This is a genomic window from Bradyrhizobium sp. BWA-3-5, assembly GCF_032917985.1.
In the GTDB taxonomy this organism is placed as follows: domain Bacteria; phylum Pseudomonadota; class Alphaproteobacteria; order Rhizobiales; family Xanthobacteraceae; genus Bradyrhizobium.
In genome coordinates this window covers 6,274,008-6,294,250 of sequence record NZ_CP136626.1, presented here as the reverse complement: position 1 = coordinate 6,294,250, position 20,243 = coordinate 6,274,008, and the positions used below count along the sequence as shown (strand labels likewise).

Below are 20,243 nucleotides of genomic sequence, written 5' to 3'. Positions count from 1 at the left end.
GTGCAACCCGCCGCTTCCGGGCAACCCAGCATTGCATCAGCGACCGGGCTCCGGCGCGTGACCGGTCGTTACACTGGCGGAATGGTTTGTCAGTGGCTTCAGTCCCGTGACGACGCGCAACAGAACGTAGAATACGGGTGTCAGGAACAGGCCAAATACCGTGACGCCGATCATGCCGGAGAACACGGCGACACCCATCGCGCGGCGCATTTCCGACCCGGCACCGCTCGAGAGCACCAGGGGCAGGACGCCCATGATGAACGCCATCGAGGTCATCAGGATCGGACGCAGCCGCAGGCGGCTCGCCTCGATCGCGGCCCGAATCGGCGAACGGCCGGCGAATTCCAGCTCGCGTGCGAATTCGACGATCAAGATGGCGTTCTTGGCGGACAATCCCACCAGCACGATCAACCCGATCTGGGTGAAGACGTTGTTGTCGCCCTTCGACATCCAGACGCCGAACATTGCGGCAAGCAGCCCCATTGGCACAATCATGATGATCGAAAGCGGCAAGGTCAGGCTCTCGTAGAGTGCTGCCAGCACCAGGAACACCAGCAGGATCGCCAGCGGAAAGACCCAGATGCCGGAATTGCCTGCGATGAACTCCTGATAGGTCAGGTCGGTCCATTCGAAAGCAAAGCCGGGCGGCAGCACTTCAGCCGCGATGCGCGTGGCCGCTTCCTGGGCCTGACCTGAGGAATAGCCGGGCGCTGCCGCGGCGTTGATGTCAGAGGACAGGAAACCGTTGTAACGGATCGCACGTTCAGGCCCGGCGCTCTGGCGAATCTTCAACAGCGCCGAGAGCGGGATCATGTCGCCGGACGCGGAGCGCACCTTCAATTGCCTGATATCGTCGGCCCGCGCTCGGAACGGCGCGTCGGCCTGGACGTAGACCGAATAGGTGCGCCCGAACTTGTTGAAGTCGTTGACATAGTATGAGCCCAGGTAAATCTGCAGCGTGTTGAAGACCTCCGTCACGGGCACGCCGAGTTGCAAGGCCTTGGTGCGGTCGATATCGGCGAACAGTTGCGGCACGTTGACTTGGAAGCTCGAGAACACGCCCGCGATTTCCGGGGCCTTCTGCATCGCGGCCATGAACGCCTTGGTCGCCTCGTTCAGCGCATCATAGCCGAGGCCGGCGCGGTCCTCGATCTGGAGCTTGAAGCCGCCGATGGTGCCGAGCCCGTTGACCGGCGGCGGCGGGAACATGGCGATGAAGGCCTCCTGAATCCCCGCATATTTCTTGTTCAGCTGGGCCGCGATCGCATTGCCGCTCAACGCGGGATCCTTGCGCTCCTCGAACGGCTTCAACGTGGAGAACACGATACCGGCATTGGAGGAGTTGGTGAAGCCGGAGATCGACAGGCCGGGAAACGCCACCGAGCTCTCGACGCCAGGCTGCGTCAGCGCAATGTCACTCATCTTGCGGATGACCTCTTCGGTGCGGTCGAGCGTGGCGCCGTCGGGCAGTCGCGCGAAGCCGACGAGGTACTGCTTGTCCTGGCCCGGGACGAAGCCGCTTGGCACTTGCTGGAACAGCACGGCGGTCAGGCCAATCAGAAGCACATAAACGCCCATCACCGCCGCCTTGCCCGAGATCACTTTGGACACACTGCCGCTATAGTTCTCCGAGGCGCGCGCAAAAGCGCGGTTGAAGCCGCGAAAGAACCAGCCGAGGCCTTTTTCCATGATGATGGTCAGCCTGTCCTTGGGCTCATCGTGGCCCTTGAGCAGCAGTGCCGACAAGGCCGGCGACAGCGTCAGGGAGTTGATCGCGGAAATCACGGTCGAGATCGCGATCGTCAGCGCGAACTGCTTGTAGAATTGCCCGGTGAGGCCGGAGATGAAGGCGAGGGGAACGAATACGGCAATCAGGACCAGCGCGATCGCGACGATGGGGCCGGAGACTTCCCGCATGGCCTGGTAGGTGGCGTCTCGCGGCGACAGCCCGGCCTCGATGTTGCGCTCGACATTCTCGACCACGACGATGGCGTCGTCGACGACGATGCCGATCGCGAGCACGAGGCCGAACAGGCTGAGCGCGTTGATGGAGAAGCCGAACACATGCATCACGGCGAACGTGCCGACGATCGATACCGGCACGGCCAGCAGCGGAATGATGGAAGCCCGCCAGGTCTGCAGGAACAGGATCACCACCAGCACCACCAGCGCGACGGCTTCGAGCAGCGTGTGGATCACCGCCTCGATCGACGAGCGCACGAACTGCGTGGGGTCGTAGACGATCTGGTAGGACACGCCCTCGGGCATGTTCTTCTTGATCTCGGCCATGGTGGCGCGAACGCGGTCCGAGATCTGCAGCGCGTTGGAACCCGGCGCCTGGAAGATCGGGATCGCCACCGCCTGCTTGTTGTCGAGCAGCGAGCGCAGGCCGTATTGGGAAGCTCCCAATTCGATACGTGCGACGTCGCGCAGCCGCACCACCTCGCCACGCGAACCGGTCTTGACCACGATGTCGCCGAACTGCTCCTCATCGGCAAGACGGCCTTCGGCGTTGACCGACATCTGAAGATCGATACCCCGGACGCTCGGCGAGGCGCCTACCACGCCGGCGGCCGCCTCGACGTTCTGTGCCTGGATCGCCTTCACGATGTCGCTTGCGGTCAGGCCGTGCTCGGCGGCCTTCTGCGGGTCGGCCCAGACGCGCATCGAATAGTCGCCGGCACCGTAAAGCTGGACATCGCCGACGCCGTCGATCCGCGCCAGGCGATCCCTGACGTTGAGTACCGCGTAATTGCGCAGATACGTCATGTCGTAGCGGTTGTTCGGCGACAGCAGGTGCACGACCATGGTGAGGTCGGGCGAGCTCTTCTTGGTGATAATGCCGAGCTGGCGAACAACCGCGGGCAGGCGCGGCTCTGCCTGCTGCACGCGGTTCTGCACCAGCTGCGTCGCCTTGTCGGGATCGGTGCCGAGGCGAAACGTCACGGTGAGCGTCATCGCCCCATCGGTGGTGGCCTGGCTGCTCATATAGAGCATGTTCTCGACGCCGTTGATCTGCTCCTCGATCGGCGTTGCCACGGTTTCCGCGATCACCTTCGGATTGGCGCCGGGATAGGTTGCGCGCACCACCACGGAGGGCGGCACGACGTCGGGATATTCCGAGATCGGCATGCCGAACAGTGAGATCAGGCCGGCCAGAAAGATCACGATCGAAAGCACGCCAGCAAAGATCGGCCGGTCGATGAAGAATTTCGAGAGATTCATTGCAATGCCCCAAGCGCCAGGATTCGAAGGATCGTTAGCGCTGCACGATTTGTCGGCTGTCGTCGTTTGACGCCTGCTGCGGTCCGCGCGCGCCCATCTGCGCAATTTCGCTCTTCAGGAGCGCGCCCGGGCGTACCCGCTGTAGGCCATTGACGACGATGCGATCACCGGATTTCAGGCCGTCCTTCACGATACGGAGTCCGTCGACGGAGCCACCGAGCGTTATGCCGCGATAGATCGCGCGGTTGTCGTCGCCGACCACCATGACGAACTTCTTGTCCTGGTCGGTACCGATGGCCCGCTCGTCGATCATCACCAGCGTCTGTTGCTGCGGCTGACCCATCCGCACCCGCGCGAACTGGCCTGGAATGAGGCGGCCGTCCTCGTTGCGGAATACAGCGCGGACACGAATTGTGCCGCTCTGACCATTGACCTGGTTGTCGATCAACTGGATATGGCCTTGGGTCGATCTGCCGCCGGAAGTGGTCATCTCGACGGGTATGCGGTCGAGATTGCCGCGCTGGCCTGAATGATCTGCAATCGAATTCAGCGCCCGCAGCACGATCTCCTCGTCCGCATCGAAACTCGCGTAGATCGGGTTGACGGAAACGAGAGAGGTCAGGACCGGGGAGGCCGTTCCTGCCGCCACGAGATTTCCGACGGTTACCTCGATCTTGCCAACGCGGCCATCGACCGGCGCGCGGACCTCAGTGTAGTCGAGATTGAGCCTTGCGGTCTTCAGCGTCGCTTCGGCCGCCTTCACATTGGCGATCGCTTCGCGATTGGCGTTGTCGCGCTGATCGAAATCACGCCGCGTGACGACGGCGTTGCCGACGAGCTGCGCGCCACGCTCGACCTCGCTCGCGGTAAAGATCGCACGCGCCTTTGCTGCTTCGAGCTGCGCGCTGGCCTTGTCCACTTCGGCGGCGTAGGGCGCCGGATCGATCTTAAACAGGACATCGCCGGCCTTCACCAGCGCGCCCTCGGCAAAGTTGGCCGATAGGATCGCGCCAGCGACGCGCGGGCGCAGCTCGACGCGGTTGACGGCTTCGAGACGTCCGGAAAAGTCGTCCCACAGCGCGGTCCGGCGCGGCTCGATCACCGCGATCGTAACGGCGACGGCCTGCTCGGGGGCAGTCCCCGCGGTTGCTTGGGCCGCATGAAAATAGCGGCCGCCCACGATCGAACCGGCCGCCGCGAGGACGCCGAGGATGGCTGCGCCGACGACACGCCGGAATTGGGTGGAGAGGAAGGTCTTGGCGGATGGGGGCATTTGCGCGCTCCATAATTGTAGTGTTCACTACAAATGTGGAGCTGGACGGTGGTTCGCAAGATACTTATGTACCATCCACTACGAAAATATTAGCGGGCCAGCCGCAAGACTGGAAATCAAATAAAAGAATCACGATAAATCAGAAGGTTAGAGAATTGAACGCCGCGCGAAAAGCGGCGTCGGCTTCATGGGAGTAACGCAAATGGCCATGGGACGCCCGAGAGAATTCGACGCCGATGCCGCATTGGATCAGGCGATGGAGGTGTTCTGGCGACATGGTTATGAGGGCGCGACCATTGCGCAGCTAACCGAGGCGATGGGCATCAACCCGCCGAGCCTTTATGCGGCATTTGGAAATAAGGAAGGTCTGCTGAAAGCGGCCCTCGACCGGTACACGGCCAAACGTGCCGCCTGGATGGAAGGCGTTTTGAGCGCGCCGACCGCCCGCGATGTCGCGGAGCGGATGCTGATGGGCACCGCAGACAGCCAAACCGATCCCGACAATCCGCCCGGTTGCCTGCTCGTGCAAGGCGGCCTTGCCTGCGGTACGGGTTCTGAAAACGTGCCCTTCGAACTCGCCGCGCGCCGCGCATTGACCGAAGATCAGTTGCGCGAACGCTTCGTCAGGGCGACGAAGGAAGGCGATTTGAAGCAGACTGCCGACCCTGCCGCGCTGGCGCGTTACCTTTCGGCGGTGTCCGCCGGCATGGGCGTGATGGCGTCATCAGGCGCCGATCGCGAAGCGCTCCGGCAAGTGGCAAATGTTTCGGTGAAAGTTTTCGAGGAGCAGTCGACGAAACGCTGACGCCGTTCAGCTTTCCGGGATGCCGCGGCCGCTTCCCTGGCGCTCGTCACGTCGCGCACGCGGGTCGCGGCCGGTCTAACCGCGCACCGCCGGCGGCTGCCACGATCAGATACCGTCCTGCCAAGCTGCCGTAAGCTTGTAGCGGATCTAGTCCTGAATCGGCGAGTCCTCACCACCATCAGGCGAAAAGGGCGGATGCCCGCAGTTGCACGCATAGCGGGCGTCTGGTATCTGAGGTGCGTGCCTCATTTGCCTCGCGATCCGAGCTGACGATGCGGTCTGTTGCGCAGCCGCTGACGGCAGGAGACGGGGCGGTCGCTCAACAGTAGAAGAGTTGGCCCTACTTAGATGGCTGACCACACGAAAACAGGGAGGGTGGAATGCAGCGTCTCTTGGTTGCGGGTCTGTCGGTCGCCTTTGCGGCAGCGCTTGGTTTCGGTTCAGCGAACGCGGCGGACAAGAAGGTTTTGGCGTTCGTCGTCAATGGTGCGTCCGACTTCTGGAAGATCGCGGAGGCCGGCGTGAAGAAGGCGCAGGGCGAACTGCCCAAATACGATCTTCAGTTCAAATATCCTGAACAGGCCGCAGCCGCCGTACAGCAGCGGGTGATGGAAGACCTTGTAGCCGCGGGCGCCGCCGGAATCATGGTCAGCTCGGTGGATCCGAAGAACCAGACGGCGCAGCTCGACAAGGTCGCCTCCCAGACCGTGCTGTTCACGACCGACAGCGACGCCCCGCAATCGAAACGGGTCGCCTATATCGGCTCGTCCAACACCGATCTCGGCAAGGAAGCGGGCAAGCTGATGCTGAAGGCTCTGCCGAATGGCGGCAAATGCGTCGGCTTCGTCGGGCTGCCTGGGGCAGACAATGCACGTGAGCGCATCGAAGGCGTCAAGGAGACGATCAAGGGCTCGAAGATCGAACTGGTCGACGTTCGCGGCGACGAGATCGATCAGACCCGTGCCAAGCGCAACGTGGAAGACATTCTCGCCGCCATGCCCGACGTCAGCTGTCTCGTCGGTTTCTATTCCTACAACACGCCGCGCATCTACGAAGTGCTGAAGGAGGCGGGTAAGCTCGACAAGATCAAGATCATCGGCTTTGACGAAGATCCGATCACGCTCGGCGGCGTCAAGGAAGGCAAAATCGTGGGCACCGTCGTGCAGCAGCCGTTCGAGTGGGGCTATCAGGGCATGAAACTGATGGCAAAATACATCGAGGGTGACAAGTCGGGCATTCCCGCGAACGGCATCATCATCGTGCCCGGCAAGGTCATCGAGCACTCGAACGTCGACGACTTCATGGGGCAGATGAAGCAGATGCTTCGTAAGTAAGGGCGGGAGCGTTAGGGCCGTTCGCGGGGTGCCAGCGCCAATGCCAGAGCCGTTCCTCGAACTGGTCGATATCAGCAAGAGCTATCCCGGCGTGGTCGCGCTCGACCACGTCGGTTTGTCCGTATCGCGCGGCGAGGTGATTGCCCTGATCGGCGAGAACGGCGCCGGCAAGTCGACGCTGATGCGCGTGCTCGGTGGCGTGGTCGAGCCGGATAATGGCGTCATCCGGCTCGATGGCGTCGAGCGGCGGTCGCTTACGGTGGCCGACGCGATCAAGGCGGGTATCGCCTTTGTCCATCAGGAGCTCAATCTTTTCGACAATCTGGACGTTGCGGGTAATGTCTATATCGGCCGCGAGCCCGTGCATGGCGGACCATTGAAACTCATCGACCGCAAACGGCTCCATGCGCAGGTCCGGCCGCTGCTCAGTCGTCTCGGCGCCGATTTCGAGGCCGATGCGCCGCTCGCCGAACTGTCGCTGGCCGAGTGCCAGCTCGTCGAGATCATCAAGGCGTTGTCCCTCGATGCGCGCCTAGTCATCATGGACGAGCCGACCTCCAGCCTGACCCTGACCGAGACCGGCCGTCTGATGCGGGTCATCGAGGGGCTCAAGGCAGACGGTGTCAGCGTCATCTTCATCACGCACCGCCTCAACGAGGTGATGCAATGTGCCGATCGCGCGGTGGTGTTGCGGGACGGGCGCGTGGTCGGAGCGCTCACACGCGCCGAACTTACGCCGGCCGCGATGATCCGCCTGATGATCGGGCGTGACCTGAAATCGCTATACGTGCCGCCCGCGGCGCCTCCCGGCGACAGCGTGCTCGAAATCGCCGGGGCCGTTACCGACACCTACCCGGACCGCGCCGTGAGCCTGTCGGTCCGCCGCGGCGAAATCCTCGGTCTCGCCGGGCTCGTCGGCTCCGGGCGCACCGAGCTTGCCCGCGCCATCTTCGGGATCGATCCGCTCCGCGGCGGTGCAATCAAGCTCGAGGGACAGCCGATCCGCATTGCCACGCCGCGGGCGGCAATCGAGCACGGGATTTACTTGATTCCGGAAGACCGTAAGGGGTCGGGTCTGCTGCTCGACGTCTCGATTGCAGAAAACATCTCGTTGCCGGATCTGGCATCCTACCTGCGCTTCTGGATGGTGGACACCGCGCGCGAAGCCGAGAACGCGCGGCGCCAGCGCGAGCGCCTCATGATCCGCGCGCCTGATGTGGCCACGCCCGTGGGCACGTTGTCCGGTGGCAATCAGCAGAAGGTCGTGCTCGCCAAATGGCTCTCGATGCGGCCGAAGGTTCTGATCTTTGACGAGCCGACGCGCGGGGTCGACGTGGGGGCCAAAACGGAGATCTACGACATGTTGCGCCGCCTCACCGACGCGGGTGTCGCGATTCTGATGATCTCGAGCGACATGGAGGAGGTTATCGGGGTCAGCGACCGCATCGCGGTCATGCACGAGGGTGCGATTTCAGGTTTTCTTGATCGCACGCAGTTCAGCGAGCACAATGTGCTTCAGCTTGCCGTCGGCCACACAGTCTAGGCGAGGGTACCTTGCACAAGAAAGACTTGAGCCTGCTCGTCCTGATCCTGGTGGTCGGCGCCGTTGTCGCCTTCATCAATCCGCGTTTCCTTCTGGTCGGCAATCTCTCCAATACCGCCAACCAGATCGGGTTGTTCGGCATCATTTCCATCGCCGAAGCCTTCGTCATCATCATCGGCGGAATCGAACTGTCGGTCGGCTCGGTGATCGCACTGCTCGGCGTTCTGTTCATCGACCTGATCGTCAATCACGACGTCCACTGGCTCCTGGCCTTCGCCATCATCATTGCCGCCGGGCTGGCGATCGGTGTGGTGCACGGCACGCTCGTCACCAGGATGCGTATCCAAGCCTTCGTGGTCACGCTGTGCGGACTGCTGATCTACCGTGGCGCCGCACGCTATTACACCGAAGATGCCACGGCGGGCTTCGGTTTCGGCGCGAGCTTCCCGACGCTCGAATGGCTGACCGCGGGCCGCACCAACGTGTTGGGCTTTCCGCTGCCACATAGCGTGGTGGCGCTGATCCTCGTCGCCGTGGTTGCCTGGGTGGTGCTGCACCGCTCCGTATTCGGGCGTTATCTCTATGCGGTCGGCAAGAATGAGGAGGCGGCGCGCTATTCTGGCATTCGCGCCAATCGCGTCGTCATCTCCGCCTACATTATCTGTGGCGGACTAACCGCGTTCTCGGCAATCCTGATCGCGATGTACACGCGCTCCATCTCTCCAGCGGTGCACGGCTCATTCTACGAGCTCTACGCCATCGCCGCCGCCGTGCTCGGCGGCTGCTCGCTGCGTGGCGGCGAGGGCTCGATCATCGGCGTCGTACTTGGCACCGTGCTGCTCCAGGTGCTGCAAAATCTCGTCAATCTGTTGGGCATTCCGAGTTCCCTCAACTTTGCGGTGATGGGCACGGTGATCCTCATCGGTGTTGTCGCGGACCAGTACCTCACGCAGCGCGGACGCCGCACCAAGGCTGCCAGGGAACGGCCGGAAACTGGGCGGCCTGAAACCAAAATGGCCGCGCCGCTGCTCGATCGGGCGAAAGCAGAGTGACGCCTGAGCGTTACGGCCAGTTTCCATGTTTCTCCCTCAAAATGAGTTGCGTACCTCAAATAACCTCTGCTAGCCTTCAGCCATGAAGGAGCCGGACACCGACAGCCCGCTGACGCTCAGGGACATTGCCCGCCAGGCTGGCGTCAGCCTCGCGACGGTCGATCGTGTCCTGCACAACCGGCCCGGCGTGCGACCGGACACGGTCCGCCGCGTCAAGGACACGATCGCGCGCAACGCGTTTCAGCCGCATGTCGCCGGCGCCGAGCTTGCGCGTAGCCGCTTCCGTCGCTTCGCCTTCGTGATGCCGTCGGGGCCGAACCCTTTCATGCAGCAGATCGAATCCTATCTCGGCGAGATGTCGGGCTGGCTGTCGGCGCGCCGCCTCGCGCTCAAGATGGTCGCGACCGACGTATTCGACGGCCCCGTTCTCGCAAACGCGCTGGAGGCCCTTGCCGGCGAGTATGACGGGGTGGCGGTCGTTGCGCTCGATCATCCCGCCGTGCGGGCCGCCATCAACGATCTCGTCGATGGCGGGGCCAAGGTGGTGACGCTGGTCTCTGATGTGCCGTCGTCGCGCCGCCATCATTATATCGGCATCGACAACATCGCCGCCGGGCGCACCGCCGGCGCGCTGGTCGGGCGGCTCGTTGGTCAAAGATCCGGCAAGGTCGCGATCGTTGCCGGATCGCAAGGCCTGCGCGACCATGCCGAGCGCATCTTTGGCTTCAATCAGGTGATGGCAGCGGAATTTCCCGGGCTCGACGTCCTGCCTGTGCTCGAAGGGCGTGACGAGGATGAGCGTTCGGAACGGCTGATGTCGCGGCTGCTCGGCAAACATCAAGATATCGTCGGTCTCTACAATGTCGGCGCTGGCACACAGGGCGTTGCCAAGGCGCTGATCGATTCCGGCCGCGAAAAACAGGTGGTATTCGTCGGCCACGACGTCACTTCACTGACGCGCAAGCTGTTGTTGCAGGGCGTGATGGACGCGGCGATTTCGCAAAACCCGGGACATGAAGCCCGCGCCGCCGTGCGCGTGCTGCTTGCGCTCGCGCGCGGCGAGCCGATCTTGAGCGAACAGGAAAAGATCCGGATCGACATCGTGATGCGGGACAATCTGCCGTAGCCGGCAGAACGGATTTGCAGGACGGCCCGATAGGGAAGGCGACGGAGATTGCCAATCAGGCCGGAAGGGAGGACGAAGTGTATCTTGGAATGGACATCGGCACGTCCGGTGTGAAGGCGGTGCTCGTGAACGAGGCTGGCGCGGTTGTCGCGACGGCCGCGCGCGAGCTTGCGCTTTTCCATCCCGCACCGCTGTGGTCCGAGCAGGATCCCGACGCCTGGGTCGAGGCGGCGATCGGCGCCGTCGACGATCTCGCGTCCGCTCATCCGCGCGAGGTCGCAGCGGTGCGCGGCATCGGTCTCTCGGGCCAGATGCACGGAGCCACCTTGCTCGGCGAGGATGGCTGTCCGCTGCGGCCGGCCATCCTGTGGAATGACGGCCGGTCCCATGCCGAATGCAGGGAGCTCGAGGCGCGTTGTCCCTCGCTCCACGCGATCGCCGGCAATCTCGCAATGCCGGGCTTCACGGCGCCAAAGCTGCTCTGGGTGGCCCGCCATGAGCCAGAGATTTTCGCCAGGGTCGCAAAAGTGCTGCTGCCGAAGGCCTATGTGCGCTATCGCCTGACAGGCGAGATGGTCGAGGATATGTCGGACGCCGCCGGCACGCTCTGGCTCGATGTCGGTCAGCGCCGCTGGTCCGAGCAGCTGCTGCAGGCCGCCGGGCTCGATCTCAGCCACATGCCGCGCCTGGTCGAAGGCAGCGAGGTCAGTGCAACGCTCGCCCCCGAATTTTCGCAGCGCTGGGGCATGGCGAAAGATGTCGTGGTTGCCGGCGGCGCGGGAGACTGCGCGGCGAGCGCGATCGGGCTCGGCGCCATCACGCCGGGCGATGCGTTCCTGTCGCTGGGAACGTCAGGCGTCCTGTTTCGCGTCACCGATAGTTTTGCGCCCGCGCCCGCATCGGCCGTGCACGCCTTCTGCCATGCGCTTCCACGTCTCTGGCACCAGATGGGCGTGATGCTGGCGGCGGCGGCCTCGCTGGCCTGGCTCTCGGGCGTCATGGCGACGCCTGCCGCCGCGCTGCTGGCCCCACTCGGCGAGACCGTGCACGGACCGAGCCCGGTCAAGTTTCTTCCCTATCTCGATGGCGAGCGCACGCCGCACAACGACGCCGCCGCCAGCGGCGCATTCGCAGGTCTTCGCGGCGCGACCGGGCGCGATCAGATCGTCCAGGCCGTGCTCGAAGGCGTCGCTTTCGCCGCGCGCGACAATCTTGCGGCGCTCGGCGGCGGTATCTCGGAGGTCGATCTTGTGGGCGGCGGCTCGCGCTCGGTGCTGTGGGCCCAGATCTGCGCCGACGTCCTCGGTATTGCCGTCCATCGTGTCGAGGAGGGCGAGGTCGGTGCGGCGCTCGGCGCGGCACGGCTCGGCCGGCTTGCCGCAACCGGCGAAAACCCCGCCCAGGTCTGCACGCGTCCGCGCCGGCTTGCGAGCTTCACGCCACGCGCGCCTGCGATGGCCGCCTACGATGAAACCTATCACCAGTGGCGAAAACTTTATCCCGCGCTGAAGGAGTGCTCCCCGTGAACGTATCACCCAAATTTTTCGGAGCGAGTGCGCCGGTCGCCTATGGCGGCAAGGACGCCAAGAGCCCGCTCGCGTTCCGCTGGTACGACAAGGATATCCTCGTGCGCGGACGGCGGCTCGAGGATCACCTGCGCTTTGCGGTCTGCTACTGGCATTCGTTCTGCTGGCCCGGCGGCGATCCATTCGGCGGCGAGACATTCCTGCGGCCCTGGCATCATGGCACGGATGCAATGGCGCAGGCGCGGGCCAAGGCCGATATCGCCTTCGAGCTGTTTCGCTTGCTCGACGTGCCCTTCTTTACGTTCCACGACGTCGATGTCGCGCCGGAAGGCGCCTCGCTCGCCGAATCCGTCGCCAACCTCAACGCCATTGCCGACCTGTTCGAGCAGAAGATGGCGTCTTCCAAGGTGCGTCTGCTTTGGGGTACGGCCAATCTGTTCACGCATCGCCGCTACATGGCCGGCGCCGCGACCAATCCGGATCCGGACATCTTCACCTATGCCGCCGGCCAGGTACGCGCCGCGCTCGAGGTGACCAACCGGTTGGGCGGGCAGAACTATGTGCTGTGGGGCGGACGCGAAGGCTATGAAACGCTGCTCAACACCGACATCAAGCGCGAGCTCGACCAGCTCGGTCGCTTTGTCTCGCTGGTCGTCGAGCACAAGCACAAAATAGGTTTCAAGGGACCGATCCTGATCGAGCCGAAGCCGAAGGAGCCGACCAAGCATCAATATGATTTCGACGTCGCCACCTGCTACGGCTTCCTGCAGCGCTACGACCTGCTGAACGACGTCAAGCTCAACATCGAACAGAACCACGCGATTCTCGCCGGCCATTCGTTCCAGCACGAGATCGCGCTGGCCCAGGCGCTCGGCGTGTTCGGCTCGCTCGACATCAACCGCGGCGACGATCTGCTCGGCTGGGATACCGATCAGTTCGCCATGAACGTGCCGGAGCTGGCGCTGGTATTCCACGACATTTTGAAAGCTGGTGGCTTCACCACCGGCGGTCTCAATTTCGACGCCAAGATCAGGCGGCAATCGATCGATCCGGACGATCTGATCCACGCCCATGTCGGTTCGATGGAGGCCTGCGCGCGGGCGTTCCTGGCCGCGGCTGATATGCTCGATGCCGAGGCGCTGACGGCGCCGATGGCCGATCGCTACGCCGGATGGACTGCTGCCGAGGGACGCGCGATCCTCGCCGGCCAGCGTTCGCTGGCCGATCTTGCCGATCGCGCGCTGGCGCCCGGATTCGATCCGCAGCCGCGGTCGGGCCGTCAGGAATATCTGGAATCTCTGGTCAACCGGTACGTCTGAGGCGAGGCCGAGCATGGAAACCGCTGACAGCACCACGCAGCCGGTTCTGGAATTGACCGGGATCGGCAAAGAGTTCGGCGCGATCCGCGCGCTGCATGACGTCGATCTGCGAGTTTCCCCCGGCGAGGTGGTCGGCCTGATGGGCGACAACGGCGCGGGCAAGTCGACGCTGGTGAAAATCATCGCCGGCAATTTCCGCCCGACCCACGGCGAGGTCCGGTTCGGCGGCAATGTGGTCCATTTCTATCGCCCCATTGATGCCCGCGCGGTCGGGATCGAGGTCGTCTATCAGGACCTGGCGCTGGCCGACAATCTCACGGCGGCGGCCAACGTCTTCCTCGGCCGTGAGCTCAAGCGCAAATTCGGTCCGTTCGCCTTCCTCGATCATAATGCGATGGCGGCGCGCGCGCTGGAACTGTTCGGCGAGCTGCGTTCCGAGACGAGACCGCACGATCTCGTCAAGCAGATGTCCGGCGGCCAGCGCCAGGCGGTTGCGATCGCACGCACCCGCCTGTCGAACGCGAGACTCGTGATGATGGACGAGCCGACAGCGGCGATTTCGGTCCGCCAGGTCGAGCAGGTGCTGAGCCTGATTCATCGGCTGAAAGAGCAGGGCGTCGCCGTCATGCTGATCTCCCACCGCATGCCCGACGTCTTCGCGGTCTGCGACCGCGTCGTCGTGATGCGCCGCGGCGAGAAGCGCGCGGACAAGCCGATCAACGATACCAGTCCCGAGGAAGTCACTGCCCTGATCACCGGCGCGAAGGAGGCTGCGTGATGGCCATGCCGCTCGAATCTCCGATCTCCTTCACCAATGTCGGCCGCAGCAGATGGTGGCAGCGCGGCCTCTTTGCGTCCCAGACCGGCTACGTTTTGCTTGCGCTGCTGGTGCTGCTGGTCGCGATGCATTTTGCCAGCCCGTACTTCTTCACGCAGGGCAACATGCAGAACGTGGCGAAGAACTTTTCCTTCATCGCCATCGCCACCCTCGGCATCACTTTCGTGATCATCACTGGCGGCATCGATCTATCGGTGGGATCGATGATGTGCTTCTCCGCCATGATCACGTCCATGGTGATGTCAGGCCTGTCGACGCCGGGCATGCCCGGCGCATCGCTGTTCGTGCATCTGGCTGCGGACGGCAAGACCGTGGTCGCCAATGTACCGGGGCTGATCCTGCTGGTCTCGGTCGTGGCGGGACTTGCCGTCGCGCTGATCGTCGGCCTCGTCAACGGCTTCTGCATCGCCGTACTCGGGCTGTCGCCTTTTGTCACCACGCTCGGCATGCTCTCGATCGTGCGCGGTCTCGGCTATGTCGTCTCCAACGGGCGCGGCAGCTTCCCAGGCGGGCCGGATGCTGATTATTTCTATGCGCTGACATCGGGCGATCTGTTCGGCGTGCCGGCGCCGTTCATCTATCTGGTGGTCCTCGCTCTGGTCATGGCGATCGTGCTGCATCACACCAGCTTCGGCCGCCATGTCTTCGCGCTCGGCGGCAATGAGAAGGCAGCGGAATTGACCGGCATCCCGGTGGTGCGGGTCAAGATCGAAGTCTACGTGATCTGCGCTCTGGCCGCAGGGCTGCAGGGCATCATCGTCTCGGGTTGGCTCGGATCGGCGCCGGCGAACATGGCGACGTCCTACGAGCTCAACGTGATCGCGGCGGCGGTGATCGGCGGCGCCAATCTCGCTGGCGGCGTCGGCGGCCCCCTTGGCGCCATCGTCGGCTGCGTGTTGCTCGAGGTGATCCGCAACGGCCTCGTGCTGGCGCAGGTCAGCTCCTACTGGCAGCAGACGCTGGTCGGCGTGATCATCATCCTCGCCGTGCTGGTCGATCGCATCCGCTCACGCGTCACATGAAATTACTCCGGAGGAAGCAACGAACGCATCGTCTATCCGCCTTCCGGAGCAGGCAGTTCGAAAAGGATAGGCACAAAATGGAGGGACACATGAAGAAGATACTACTTGCCGGCATGGCCATCGCGATGATGGCGACCCCGGCTTTTGCCCAGACTTACAAGTTCGTGATCGTGCCCAAGGCGATGAACAATCCGTTCTTCGACGTCGCCCGCGACGGCTGCCTGAAGCGCGCCAAGGAGCTCGGCAACGTCGAGTGCATCTACAAGGGGCCGGTCGAGCATGAGCCGGCGACGCAGGCGCAGATCATCCAGGATTTCGTGACGCAGAAGGTGGACGGTCTTGCGATTTCGGTCGCCGACGTCGCGGCGATGACCAAGTCGATCGAGGCCGCCACCGCGGCCGGCATTCCCGTCATCACCTTCGATGCGGATGCGCCCGGCTCCAAGCGCATCGCCTATATCGGCACCAACAACAAGGATTTCGGCCTCGCGCTCGGCAAGCAATTGCTGCAGCTCAAGCCCGAGGGCGGCAAGTATGCCGTCGTCTCCGGCGGTCCCGGCGCCAAGAATCTCGCCGAGCGCGTGGATGGCGTGCGTGAGGCGCTCAAGGGCTCGAAGTGGACCGAAGTCGCGGGCTCGCCGACCTTCTGCAATGACGATCCCGCGCTCGCGGTCCAGCAGATGGCGGACCTGCGCACCGCGACGCCGGATTTGGGAGCGATCGTGCCGGTCGGCGGCTGGCCCATGTTCGCGCCCGAGGGCTACAAGGCCTTTGTCAACAAGAACAAGAAGGACATCGAGGCCGGCAAGCTGACGCTCGTTGTCGCCGATACGCTGAAGATGCAGCTCGAACTGCTGCGCGACGGTTACTCCAACGCGCTGACCGGACAGCGCCCGTTCGAGATGGGCGAGAAGGCGATGGACACTCTGCTGGCCATCAAGAAGGGCCAGAAGGTTCCCGAGGTCATCTATACCGGTCTCGACCTCGTAACCAAGGATAACGTCGCTCAACTGTTGAAGTAGGAACGTTCGCCAGCCCCAACGTTCCTGCGCTACACTCCCTCTCTGGCTTGCCGGAGAGGGAGTGCTGCTGTTGACCTCGGAAGGAACTTGACATGAAGCGCGCGCGGCTCGCGAAGGGCCTCGACGTTACGGCGATCGGCCTCGGCACGGCGCCCCTTGGCGGATTGTTCTCGCCGGTCAGCGATGGCGATGCAGAAGCGACCATCGAACGCGCCTGGTCGCTCGGTGTCCGCTTCTTCGATACCGCGCCGCTCTACGGTTTCGGCCTGGCCGAGCGCCGCCTAGGCAGTGTTCTCCGCCAACAAAGGCGGGATTCATTCGCCATCTCGACAAAGGTCGGGCGTCTGTTGCGTCCGGCCACGGCCGCGCCGGAAGACGATCATTACAAGGGAACATCCGGCGAGCGGCCGCAATTCGATTTCAGCTATGACGGCGTGATGCGCTCGGTCGAGGAAAGCCTCGCCCGCCTGGGGCTCGACCGCGTCGATGTGCTGCTCGTCCACGATCCGGATGACCATTACGAGGATGCCATCGCCGGCGCTTTCAGCGCGCTCCGGCGCCTGCGCGACGATGGCACCGTCAAGGCAATCGGCGCCGGCATGAATCAATCCGGGATGCTCGCGCGCTTCGCGGAGGTCGCGCCGGTCGATTGCTTTCTGCTGGCCGGCCGCTACACGCTGCTCGACCAGGGCGCGCTGACGACATTGTTTCCGATCTGCCAGGCGAAGGGCATCGGCATCATTCTCGGCGGCATCTATAACAGTGGTATCCTCGCGAACCCGCGCATTGGCGCAAAGTTCAATTATGAGGACGCAGACGAGGCGCTCATCGCCCGAGCGCTAGAGCTGGAGGCGCTGTGCCGCAAGCATGGTACGGAGCTGAAGGCCGCCGCGGTCCAGTTCTGCATGGCCCATCCGGCGGTTACGGTCGCGCTGCAGGGGGCGCGCAACGCTGCGGAGGTCTCGGACAACATCGCTATGGCCGAGCGGCCGGTGCCGTCAGCCTTCTGGCAGGAACTCCGCGAGCGCAAGCTAGTCGATGCGGCGGCACCACTGCCGGATGGAGCCTGACCCACGGTGATCGACGCCCATCAGCATTTCTGGGATCCCGCACGCGCCGATTATCCCTGGATGGAGGCGCCTGAACTGGCGCCGATCCGCCGCGCCTTCGGGCCTGCCGCTCTCGCGCCGCTGCTCCGTGCCAACGGCATCGATGCGAGCATCCTGGTGCAATGCCGGTCCTCGATCGAGGAGACCGAGGAATTTTTGCGCGTCGCCGCGGCGACGCCCTTCGTCGTCGGCGTGGTCGGCTGGGCCGACCTGACGGATAGCGCAGTTGACGAGACGCTCGCGCGGCTGCGCGGTCTGCCCGGAGGCGACGGGCTGGTCGGCATTCGCCACCAGGTGCACGACGAGAGCGATCCTGATTGGCTGTTGCGCGAGGACGTGCAGCGCGGCCTGACCGCGGTGTTTGCGCAGGGGCTCACTTACGATCTGCTGGTGCGCACGCGAGAACTGCCAGCGGCGATCGCCACCGCGCAGGCCTTTCCGCAAGCGCGCTTTGTCCTCGATCACGCCGCCAAGCCGCCGATATCAGAGGGCTTCAGCCGCGAATGGGCCGATCTTCTTGCCGCGCTCGCCGCCTGCGGCAATGTCTGGTGCAAGATTTCCGGTCTCGCCACCGAAGCCAATTGGGACGATTGGGATGCAGAACGCCTGCTTCCGTTCGTCGCGCATGCCGCCGAATGCTTTGGCGAGGATCGGCTGATCTTCGGCTCGGACTGGCCGGTGTGTCTGCTCGCGGGAAGCTATGGCGCCATCAAGGGCGCGCTCGATGAATGCCTAACGAAGCTTGGTCCGCAGGTGCGCGACAAGGCGTTTGGCACGAACGCCCGGCGGGCTTATCGTCTTCCTTAGTCGTAAGCTGGATATGGCCAGCGCGAGGCGCCGCAGGCAGCGTCAGTCGCGCGAAGAAACATTTTTTATCTGCACCAGGAAGGTGATCAGCCACGCGGCCGCATACATGCCTGAGAGACCAAGCGCCGTTCTGCGATCGATCAGGGACAGGTTTGTCCACCACCAGATCCGATAAAGCCATAACCCGGTCGTGGCGACGCCAAGCAGGCAGACCAGCATCTTGAGAAAGGACGAGTGCGCGACACCCAATGCGCCGAACAAAAGCGTTGCTGGAATGAGAAACAGCATACAGGCGGATATCAAAGTCTCGTTCATGGCTCCTCAAGACATTTACGAATCGCGAGCGGCGTGGGCAGTTTGCAGCAAGCCGTATCCTTCCGGAAGGGAAGCCGATGCGACAAAGCCCCGGTGGGGCCCCGGGGCTTTGCAGCTTAGATAGTCGCTCAATTCGGCAGCGCGCAGCTCAGGGGATGTCGACAATCTCCACCCAGTTCGCGCCGTTGCCGACCGGGTAGCGGCTGGGTTCGCCCAGCTTCCCCGTGCTCTGGTCGATCTTGTAGACTGACAGGCGATCCGACTTTTCACCTGATGCGATGAGATACTGTCCGCTCGGATCGATCTTGATGCCGCGCGGCTGGGTCTCCGTCGTGAAATTGGCGACATAGGCGAGCTTGCCAGTGCCAGACGCCACCGTGAACAGGGCGATCTTGCTGGTGGTGCGTTCGGTCGAATACAGGAATTTGCCATTGGGCGTGATCTGGATGTCGGCCGCCCAGATTTTCGGCTTCTCTTCCTTCGGTGCCGCCGCCGCCGCCGTGCCGGCCGGCGCCTGCGGCACGCCCCAGACAAGGCCGGCTTCCGCCGGCACCGAGCTGATGCTCTCCGCGAGCGTCAGCGTTCCCTTCGCCCCATCGATTGCATATCGCGTGACGTGTCCCGAGAGCTCGTTGAGCACGTAGAGGTTCTTGTTATCAGGCGAGAACGCCATGTGGCGCGGGCCGTGACCGGCATCAGGGCTGACCGACGGCGGCTCATTGGGCGCGAGCTTGCCGGTTTTGTCATCGAAGGTGAACTGCAGCACCTGGTTGGCGCCAAGCGTGGTCGCATAGACGAATTTGTTGCTACGGTCGGGCAGGATCGCGTGCGCGTTGCGGCCGGTAGGGATGACCTGGATCGCTTCCTTTTCGACCAATTCGTTTTCGCCAATCGGGCTCACCGCCAGCTTGTCGCCGCCATAGGAGGCGGTGAACAGATAACGTCCGGTGCGATCGGTCGACACATAGGGCATGCTGTCGGGAAGCGGCGCTGACGCCTTTTGCGCGAGCGCACCGGTCGCGGGATCGATGGCGTAGGTCAATACGCGCGTCGGCTGCGAACGTATCACGGCATAGAGGTGCTTCTTGCTGGGGCTCACTGTCATCGGCATCACCAGCTTGGCGGCCTCGGTCTTGCCGATCGGTGTCAGCGCGCCGCTGGCGGTGTCCATGCTGTAGGCGTCGATATTGCCGTCCTGCGCATTCGACACGTAGACGAATGTTCTGGCGGCGGACATCGAGGTTACTCCGATAGTGAACAGCAGCGCGAACGCGACACACATCGCGGCGCTCTTTGGCGTTTTCATTTTTACTCTCCCAAGACCTGTCGAAAGTCGCTCTCGGCCGCGGTCAGTGCTGAGGCTTCGTGTGGCCTCCGGCGCTCAGGCGAAGGGGATCATACCCTGTTAAGCAAGCAGACCAAAGGGGGCATCCGCCTGAAGATTTAAGCGACCGCAATGATCTCAAGCTCTTGACCTGACATATCGAAGACATCGCCAATGGCCCTGCCCATAAGAAGCTTTGCGACCGGGGACACGAAGGAAATCGAGCCAGCCTTGGGGTCTGCTTCGTCCTCTCCGACGATACGATATGTCTGCACTCGGCCATCGTCGCGCTGGAAGGTCACCGTGCTGCCGAAGGCCACGGTGTCGGACGAGGCTGGATTGGGCACGACCTGTGCGGTCCGAACCCGCTCCGCAAAATAGCGCACATCGCGCAAGGGGATTGCCGCTTGCCGCCGCCGCTCATTCACGTCTTCGATCTTCTGTGCTGTCCTGTATGCCTCGCGTGCCTGATCGAGCTGAAACTCGAGCGCTTTCAATCCCGCTTCCGTCACGAGGTTCGGATGAGGCGACATCGGGCGGTCGGGAAGCATCGTCTCCGACGCCGTTTTCCGCACTGTCTTCCTTGGTGAAGGCAACGCTCAA

The 20,243-nt window shown here is 63.4% G+C and carries 16 protein-coding genes and 1 pseudogene; 12 read left to right on the top strand and 5 right to left on the bottom strand.

The features are described 5' to 3' along the window. Positions 1–36 precede the first annotated feature (36 nt). Together RX331_RS30190 and RX331_RS30185 are read right to left on the bottom strand one after the other, a co-directional pair. Positions 37–3,225, bottom strand: a complete 3,189-nt coding sequence (locus RX331_RS30190) for a multidrug efflux RND transporter permease subunit (protein WP_317253246.1) — start codon at positions 3,223–3,225, stop codon at positions 37–39. A gap of 34 nt (positions 3,226–3,259) precedes the next feature. Further along, positions 3,260–4,498: an efflux RND transporter periplasmic adaptor subunit gene (locus RX331_RS30185; RefSeq protein WP_317253245.1), complete on the bottom strand. Its 1,239-nt coding sequence runs from the start codon at positions 4,496–4,498 to the stop codon at positions 3,260–3,262. A gap of 202 nt (positions 4,499–4,700) precedes the next feature. On the opposite strand from RX331_RS30185, the gene RX331_RS30180 reads away from it, so the two are divergent. The 12 genes from RX331_RS30180 to RX331_RS30125 all read left to right on the top strand — a co-directional run bounded on the left by RX331_RS30180 (position 4,701) and on the right by RX331_RS30125 (position 18,001). Next, positions 4,701–5,303: a TetR/AcrR family transcriptional regulator gene (locus RX331_RS30180; RefSeq protein WP_317253244.1), complete on the top strand. Its 603-nt coding sequence runs from the start codon at positions 4,701–4,703 to the stop codon at positions 5,301–5,303. A gap of 380 nt (positions 5,304–5,683) precedes the next feature. Then, the gene (locus RX331_RS30175) at positions 5,684–6,637 is read left to right on the top strand and encodes a sugar-binding protein (RefSeq protein ID WP_317253243.1); all 954 of its coding nucleotides are present in this window, start codon (positions 5,684–5,686) and stop codon (positions 6,635–6,637) included. A gap of 40 nt (positions 6,638–6,677) precedes the next feature. Beyond that, positions 6,678–8,180: a sugar ABC transporter ATP-binding protein gene (locus RX331_RS30170; RefSeq protein WP_317253242.1), complete on the top strand. Its 1,503-nt coding sequence runs from the start codon at positions 6,678–6,680 to the stop codon at positions 8,178–8,180. 11 nt (positions 8,181–8,191) lie between these two features. Beyond that, complete coding sequence (locus RX331_RS30165; protein ID WP_317253241.1) at positions 8,192–9,232, top strand: ABC transporter permease; 1,041 nt, start codon at positions 8,192–8,194, stop codon at positions 9,230–9,232. Between the two features lie 82 nt (positions 9,233–9,314). Next, entirely contained in the window at positions 9,315–10,358 is a 1,044-nt protein-coding gene (locus tag RX331_RS30160) for a LacI family DNA-binding transcriptional regulator (RefSeq protein WP_317253240.1), read from the top strand. 77 nt (positions 10,359–10,435) lie between these two features. Then, positions 10,436–11,884, top strand: a complete 1,449-nt coding sequence (gene xylB, locus RX331_RS30155) for a xylulokinase (RefSeq protein ID WP_317253239.1) — start codon at positions 10,436–10,438, stop codon at positions 11,882–11,884. Next, positions 11,881–13,203, top strand: a complete 1,323-nt coding sequence (gene xylA, locus RX331_RS30150) for a xylose isomerase (RefSeq protein ID WP_317253238.1) — start codon at positions 11,881–11,883, stop codon at positions 13,201–13,203. The genes xylB and xylA overlap by 4 nt, the downstream gene beginning before the upstream one ends. Before the next feature lie 13 nt (positions 13,204–13,216). Continuing rightward, a complete protein-coding gene (locus tag RX331_RS30145; RefSeq protein ID WP_317253237.1) occupies positions 13,217–13,981 on the top strand; it encodes an ATP-binding cassette domain-containing protein in 765 nt (254 codons plus the stop codon). After that, positions 13,981–15,063 (top strand): ABC transporter permease, encoded by a 1,083-nt coding sequence (locus RX331_RS30140; protein ID WP_317253236.1) that lies wholly within the window; start codon positions 13,981–13,983, stop codon positions 15,061–15,063. Before RX331_RS30145 ends, RX331_RS30140 begins: the two co-directional genes overlap by 1 nt. A gap of 89 nt (positions 15,064–15,152) precedes the next feature. Then, complete coding sequence (locus RX331_RS30135; protein WP_317253235.1) at positions 15,153–16,085, top strand: sugar-binding protein; 933 nt, start codon at positions 15,153–15,155, stop codon at positions 16,083–16,085. Positions 16,086–16,177: 92 nt separating this feature from the next. Next, positions 16,178–17,155 carry an aldo/keto reductase gene (locus RX331_RS30130; RefSeq protein ID WP_317253234.1) on the top strand — a complete coding sequence of 326 codons (978 nt, stop codon included), beginning with the start codon at positions 16,178–16,180 and terminating at the stop codon, positions 17,153–17,155. 60 nt (positions 17,156–17,215) lie between these two features. Continuing rightward, positions 17,216–18,001, top strand: a complete 786-nt coding sequence (locus RX331_RS30125) for an amidohydrolase family protein (RefSeq protein WP_317258273.1) — start codon at positions 17,216–17,218, stop codon at positions 17,999–18,001. 42 nt (positions 18,002–18,043) lie between these two features. Here RX331_RS30125 and RX331_RS30120 read toward each other — a convergent pair whose 3' ends face one another. The 3 genes and pseudogenes from RX331_RS30120 to greA form a co-directional block, all read right to left on the bottom strand. Then, positions 18,044–18,316 (bottom strand): hypothetical protein, encoded by a 273-nt coding sequence (locus tag RX331_RS30120; protein WP_317253233.1) that lies wholly within the window; start codon positions 18,314–18,316, stop codon positions 18,044–18,046. A 148-nt stretch (positions 18,317–18,464) separates the two neighbouring features. After that, positions 18,465–19,622: a lactonase family protein gene (locus tag RX331_RS30115; protein WP_317253232.1), complete on the bottom strand. Its 1,158-nt coding sequence runs from the start codon at positions 19,620–19,622 to the stop codon at positions 18,465–18,467. A gap of 137 nt (positions 19,623–19,759) precedes the next feature. After that, positions 19,760–20,243 (bottom strand): annotated as a pseudogene (gene greA / locus RX331_RS30110) (transcription elongation factor GreA).